Source organism: Actinosynnema sp. NPDC050801, assembly GCF_040673975.1.
In the GTDB taxonomy this organism is placed as follows: Bacteria; Actinomycetota; Actinomycetes; order Mycobacteriales; family Pseudonocardiaceae; genus Actinosynnema.
In genome coordinates this window covers 1-6,085 of record NZ_JBFAQZ010000002.1, presented here as the reverse complement: position 1 = coordinate 6,085, position 6,085 = coordinate 1, and the positions used below count along the sequence as shown (strand labels likewise).

General features: G+C 72.3%; 6 protein-coding genes. 4 read left to right on the top strand and 2 right to left on the bottom strand.

The genetic code is table 11. The annotated features are described in order from the left end of the window. Positions 1–127 precede the first annotated feature (127 nt). Positions 128–1,291 carry a DUF6801 domain-containing protein gene (locus AB0K14_RS04915; RefSeq protein WP_364337447.1) on the top strand — a complete coding sequence of 388 codons (1,164 nt, stop codon included), beginning with the start codon at positions 128–130 and terminating at the stop codon, positions 1,289–1,291. 77 nt (positions 1,292–1,368) lie between these two features. Here AB0K14_RS04915 and AB0K14_RS04910 read toward each other — a convergent pair whose 3' ends face one another. Both AB0K14_RS04910 and AB0K14_RS04905 read right to left on the bottom strand, forming a co-directional pair. Continuing rightward, positions 1,369–2,082 carry a hypothetical protein gene (locus AB0K14_RS04910; protein ID WP_360466666.1) on the bottom strand — a complete coding sequence of 238 codons (714 nt, stop codon included), beginning with the start codon at positions 2,080–2,082 and terminating at the stop codon, positions 1,369–1,371. A gap of 140 nt (positions 2,083–2,222) precedes the next feature. Next, complete coding sequence (locus AB0K14_RS04905) at positions 2,223–2,957, bottom strand: GAF and ANTAR domain-containing protein (protein WP_360466663.1); 735 nt, start codon at positions 2,955–2,957, stop codon at positions 2,223–2,225. A gap of 51 nt (positions 2,958–3,008) precedes the next feature. Here AB0K14_RS04905 and AB0K14_RS04900 point away from each other — a divergent pair, with 51 nt between their 5' ends. The 3 genes from AB0K14_RS04900 to AB0K14_RS04890 are packed head-to-tail and all read left to right on the top strand — an operon-like array spanning position 3,009 to position 5,932. Continuing rightward, positions 3,009–3,695 (top strand): response regulator transcription factor, encoded by a 687-nt coding sequence (locus tag AB0K14_RS04900; RefSeq protein WP_360466660.1) that lies wholly within the window; start codon positions 3,009–3,011, stop codon positions 3,693–3,695. After that, entirely contained in the window at positions 3,696–5,051 is a 1,356-nt protein-coding gene (locus tag AB0K14_RS04895) for a HAMP domain-containing sensor histidine kinase (protein WP_360466657.1), read from the top strand. It begins immediately after the preceding gene. After that, on the top strand, positions 5,048–5,932 hold the full coding sequence (locus AB0K14_RS04890; RefSeq protein ID WP_360466654.1) for a TAXI family TRAP transporter solute-binding subunit: 885 nt from the start codon (positions 5,048–5,050) through the stop codon (positions 5,930–5,932). The genes AB0K14_RS04895 and AB0K14_RS04890 overlap by 4 nt, the downstream gene beginning before the upstream one ends. Positions 5,933–6,085 lie beyond the last annotated feature (153 nt).

The window sequence follows — 6,085 nt, the reverse complement described above, 5'->3', positions numbered from 1 at the left end:
CACACCCCCACCCCCCCCGCCCCCCCCACCCCCCCCCCCCCCCCCCCCCCAACCCCCCCCCCCCCCCCCCCCCCCCGCCCCCCCCCCCCCCCCCCCCGCTCGGGGCGTTCCCAGGAGAGAACCTGACATGAGACTGCGACACCGGGTGGCCGCGCTGGCCGTCGGCGCGGCGGTGGTCTTCGGCGCGGCCCTGTGGGGCGCGGGCGTCGGCAGTGCCGCGACCGCGACGCTCACCCTGGTCTACAACTGCCCGTTCCCGCTGATCGGGGCGCAGGACATGAGCGTCGAGATCGTGGTGGCCGACCTGCCGGACGAGGCGGTGGTGGGCAGCCCGATCCCGGAGTCCCGCGTGACGGCCACCGCGACCGTGCCGGACCTGGCGACGCAGGGCCTCGTGCTCGTCGGCGCGGCGACCGTGGAGGGCACGGCCAAGGCCCAGACCCGGATCGACAACGCGGGTTTCGCGCTGGACATCGTGCCGAACCTGACCGTGGCGAAGACGCCGGTGCCGCCGTCGGGCGCGTTCGACACCGTCGCCACGGGCAGCACGCCGCCGGTGAGCTTCCCCAACGCCGGGACCACGACGATCAGCATCGGCAACTTCGAGACCACCCTGACGCCGCGCAAGTCCGACGGCTCGGAGACCGGGCTGGGCACGTTCACCTCGGCGTGCACCCTCAAGCCGGGCCAGTCGACGCAGCTGTACCAGTTCACCGTGAAGCCGGACACCACCATTACCACCACCACGACGACAACGACCGTCCCCACGACGACCACCACCGACCCGACCACCACCACCGACCCGACGACGACAACCACGACCACCAGCGATCCCACAACCACCACAACGGACTCGACCACCACGACGACGACCACGTCCCCGACGACCACCACCACAAGTCCCACCACGACAACCACTCAGCCGACAACGACCACATCCACCACCACGACCACAAGTCCCACCACCACAACGAGAACGACGACCACCACTCAGCCGACCACCATGACGACAACTCCGTCATCCACCACCACGACACCGACGACCACCACCACCACGAGCGCTCCCACGCGCAGCACCACCACGAGCGCCACTTCGACCACCCGTAGCAGCACGACAACGACGACCACCACCACGACACCGGCCGTGGTCCCCGTGACCCACCCGACCAACAGCGGCAAGCTGGCCGACACCGGCCCCTCGATCCAGGGTCCGCTCGTGCTGGGCGGCGCCCTGCTCGCCGTCGGCGCGGGCATCCTGCTCTACCTGCGCCGCACCCGCCGCCGCGCCTGACGATCCCCTTGCCCGGCAACGGGATCGGCCCCCTCCGCAGGACGAACCCGGGAGGGGGCCGATCCGCGCGCGGGGCGTCAGCCCGGCAGCGTCGGCAACTCGCCGACCTGCTCCGGCGTGGGCGGGGTGATGTCGACCGGCTTGCCCCAGTCGCGGTAGTTCGCCACGACCTGCACCGGCTCACCGCCCTCGACCGGCGTGCGCACCTCGGTCTTCACCGGCAAGTCCTGCTCGTCCACCCACAGCTTCAGCACCGACGCCTGCCCGTTCACCGTCACGTGCGCGGTGTACCGGACGGTCTGCCTGCCGGACACGGACTCCTCGGTCTTCTCCACGATCCGCGCGCCCTCGGGCAGCGCCTTGCGGATGTCGGCGGTGTCGCGGATGTGCACGGCGACGTCCGCCATCGCCCGCCCCAGCGCGTTGTCCGGGTCGTCCGGGTCGATCTTGAGCCACGGCTTGTCCGGTTGCGGCGCCTGCCCCTGCGGTATCCGCACGAAGATGCCGTCCGGCACCATCACGTACGCGACCTCCTCGGCGTCGGCGATGGAGATGCGGCACGACGCGGCGAAGTCGTCGGTGCGCAACCCGCAACTGCCCCTGCCGTTGGTCGCGAGGTCGAGGTCGACGGTGACCGAACCCCTGCCCTCGGCGGCCACCCGGTTCGCCTCGGCCAGCGCCTGCGGCGTGTCGAACGTCCTCATCGTCGACGACGGGCCGTCGGTGCACGCGGAAAGCGCGGCGGAAACCACGACGGCGAAACCCGCCGCGGCGACACGGTTCTTGCGCATGCTTCTCCTCGGACCGGAATGGGGGGAATCGACTTTCTTCCCGCACACTCTAACCGCAAGTCGAAGCGCCGCGGCCGTTCAACCGCCCGCCTGTTGCGAAAACAAGAATTCGAATAGCGCTTTTGTCAGGGGCGTGACAATCACGGGGTTCTTCGCACCGACGAGAGCAGGTTGCGGGCCACGTCGCGCAGCTTGGTGTTGTGCTCCTGCGACTCGACCACCAGCATCCCGAACGCCTCGTCCGCGTCGACGCCGTGCGCGGCCATCAGCACACCCTTGGCCTGGTCGATCTCGGCACGCGAGTTCAGCGCGCGTTGGAGGTGGTCGACCAGCCGACGGGACCGGTCGTACCGGCGGAAGCCGGTGATCGCGGTGGACGCGGCGGTGACGAACAGCCGCAGCAACGCCTCGTCGAACGGGTCGAACGCCCGCTCGTGCGAGCCGTAGAGGTTCAGTGAGCCGAGCACGTCGTCCTCGAGCATGATCGGTGCGGACAGGTACGCCAGCACACCCGCCCTCTCGGCGGCGGCGGCGAACTCGGGCCACCGCTCCCGGCCTTCCACCAGGGTGGCCCGCACCGGCCGTCCGACCCTGGACGCCTCCAGGCACGGTCCGTCGCCGGCCGCGTACTGGTCGGCGTCGACCGAGACGACCTTCTCGTCGGTCCAGGCCACCGTTGCCGCGCCCTCCTCACCCACGACGGTGACGCTGACGTTCTCGGCGTCCGGGATGACCCGCGACGCCGACTCCGCCAGCTGCTGCAAGGCTTCCTTGAGGGTCTGGCCGTCGGCCAGCACGCCCGCAAGTTCTTCCAACGCCTCGCTGGCCTCGTCCAGGAGGACTGCGGGCACGTGCTCGTCAATGCTCACAGGCACTTGTTCTACACCTCGAACGCCATAATCGCCCCAACCGAAGGGGGTGGACGGGTGCGCGTGCTGCTCGTGGAGGACGACGACGGGGTCGCGGACGCCCTGGTCGAGGCGCTGGAGGCCAACGACCACCGGCCGAGCCGGGTGGCCCGTGGCGCGGACGCGCTCCTGGCGCACCGCCGGTTCGACCTGCTGCTGCTCGACCTGGGCCTGCCCGACACCGACGGCCTGGAGGTGCTGCGCAAGATCCGCAAGGTGTCGCAGGTGCCTGTGCTGGTGCTCACCGCCCGCGGTGACGAGCGGTCGATCGTGCGCGGCCTGCGCCTCGGCGCGGACGACTACCTGGTGAAACCGGTCCGCCTCGGTGAGTTGCTGGCCAGGATGGACGCGGTCGTGCGGCGCAGCACGGCGCTCACCGGGCCCAAGGACCGCACGGTGCGGGTCGGTGACGTGGAGATCGACCTGGAGGGTCGGCGCGTGGTGGTCGGTGACGAGGAGATCCTGTTGACCACCAAGGAGTTCGACGTGCTCGCCGCGCTGGCCGGCCGCGCGGGCACGGCGGTGAGCCGCCAGCAGCTCATGGACGAGGTGTGGGGCGACGCGTACCTGGCCGTGTCGCGGTCGCTGGACGTGCACCTGGCCGGGCTGCGGGCCAAGCTGGCCCGTCCCGGCCTGCTCACCACGATCCGGGGTTTCGGGTACCGGCTGGCCCTCGACCACGCCGAGAAGCCGGACGGTGCGTGAATGCGCCGCCGCCTGCTGTTGGTGCTGCTGCTGTTCTCGGCCGCCGCGGTGGCCGCGTTCGCCGTGCCCCTGCTGTCGTCCACGTCCGCCGAGCGCACGCAGCGGTTCGTGCTCACCCGCACCGGCGACCTCGACCGGTTCGCCGCGCTCGCCCAGCAGGCGGAGACCACCGGTGACAGCGCCGCCCTGGTCGACGAGGTCACCGCGTACGTCGAGCTGTACGGCGACCCCGTGGTGGTGGTCGACGCGCGCCGGCAGCCGGTGGCCCAGGCCGGCCTCACCGCCGACGACCCCGCGTTGGCGCAGGTCCTGGACGCCGCGCTGCGCAACCAGCCCACGCCATCCGTGCCGACGGTGAAGCCGTGGTCGTCCGGGCACGTGGTGTTCGCCCGCCCGGTCGGCACAGGCACCCGGGTCGCGGGCGCGGTGGTGCTGCGGGCGTCGGTGGACCGTGCGGCGGCGGACGTGACCGCGCGGTGGCTGCTGGTGCTCGGCGGCGCGCTGGCGGCGGCCGTCATCTCGATCCTGCTGGTGCTGGCCGTCACGCGGTGGCTGCTCAAGCCGCTGGCGGAGCTGGCCATCGGCGTCCGCGCGGTGGCCGCGGGGGAACGGCGGGCGCACGTGCCGGGCAGCAGCGGGCCGCCGGAGGTGCGGGAGCTGTCGGAGTCGTTCAACCGGATGTCCGACGCCGTGACCGAGGCCGCCGACCAGCAGCGGCGGTTGATCGCGGATGCCTCGCACCAGCTGCGCAACCCGATGGCGGCGTTGCGGCTGCGCATGGACACGTTGAGCGGCCAGGTCAAACCGGAGGGCGTGCGCGCGTACACGGCGGGCGTGGCCGAGATCGAGCGGCTGGAGTCGCTGCTGGATGGTCTGCTCGCGTTGGCGGCGGCGGAGAGCGTGGCCACCGAGGTCGCGGCGGGCGGGCGTGAGCCGGAGTTGGCCGACGTGGGCGCGGTGGCGGTGGACCGGGCCGGGTTCTGGCAGGTGCCGCTGCCCGTGACGCCCGCGTTGGCGGTACTGGTGCGCTGCCCCGAGTCGGACCTCGCGCAGGTGCTGGACGTGCTGCTGGACAACGCGGTGAAGTACGGGGGCGCGGTGCGGGTGTCGCTGGGCGCGGACCGTGCGGCGGGCGTGGGGTGGGTGGAGGTGCACGACGACGGTCCCGGGTTGACCGGGGAGGAGTTGGCGTTGGCCACGTCCAGGTTCTGGCGCGGGAGGTCCGGGCGGCCCGGCACCGGTCTCGGCCTCGCGATCGCGGACCAGCTGGTCAAGGCCCGGCAGGGCGTGCTGGCTCTGTCGTCGGCGGACGGGTTCACCGCCCGCGTCACCCTGCCGCTGGAGCCGGCGCTGTGAACCGGCGGGTGTTCCTGCTCGGGCTGCTGGCGGCCGGGTGCACGACCGGTGCGCCGTCGGGTGAGCTCGCCATCGCCGCCGGTGAGCGCGGGGGCATGTACTTCGACTTCGCCACGCTGCTCGCCGGGCAGCTCGTGGACGTGCGCGCCAGGGCGTTGGAGACCGAGGGCAGCCTGGCGAACCTGGCGCTGCTGGCGTCCGGCGGGGCTCAGGTCGCGCTCACCCTGGCCGACTCCGCGCGCGTCGCCGATCCCGGGTTGGAGCTGCGCGCGCTCGGTCGGGTGTACGAGAACTACCTGCAGCTCGTGGTGCGCGAGGACGACCCGGCCCAGGCGCCGGCCGACCTGGCCGGGCGGACGGTGTCGCTGGGTGCGGAGGGCTCCGGCGCGTCGCTGTCGGGTGAGCGGATGCTCGTCGCGCTCGACCTGCGCGACTCCGTGCGGGTGGCGCACCTCAAGCTCGGCGACGCCACGCAGGCGTTGGCGGAGCGGCGGATCGACGCGCTGCTGTGGTCGGGCGGCGTGCCGACGCCGATGTTGGCCCGGCTGCCCGGCATCCGCCTGCTGCCGCTGGCCGGGCTGCTACCGGACCTGCGTGCCGCACACGGTTCGGTGTACGAGCAGGTGCCGGTGCCCGCGGGGGTCTACGGCGCGACCGGCGAGGTGCCCACGATCGGGGTGGCGAACCTGCTGGTGTGCCGGGCGTCGTTGGCCGACGAGGTGGCCGCCGCGATCACCCGCACCCTGATCTCCCGCGCCGCCGCCCTGGTCCCCGAACAGGCACTGGGCACCCAGTTCCTGGACGTCCGCAGCCTGATCGGCACCGCCGGCCTCCCCCTGCACCCCGGCGCCGCCACCACCTACCGCACCCTCCACGGCTAACCCTCCCCCTCCCCCTCGCGAGTCCTACCTCCAGAACGCGCGTGTCCTACGTTCAGGTCGCGCGTGTCCTACGTTCAGGTCGCGCGTGTCCTACGTTCGCGTACCCCGAGTTCAACGCTCAGAACAGTCGATCTTGTTCTGAACGTTGAACTC

Coding starts and splice junctions, on each gene's coding strand:
- AB0K14_RS04915 (WP_364337447.1), top strand. CDS start 128: ATGAGACTGCGACACCGGGTGGCCGCGCTGGCCGTCGGCGCGGCGGTG.
- AB0K14_RS04910 (WP_360466666.1), bottom strand. CDS start 2,082: ATGCGCAAGAACCGTGTCGCCGCGGCGGGTTTCGCCGTCGTGGTTTCC.
- AB0K14_RS04895 (WP_360466657.1), top strand. CDS start 3,696: ATGCGCCGCCGCCTGCTGTTGGTGCTGCTGCTGTTCTCGGCCGCCGCG.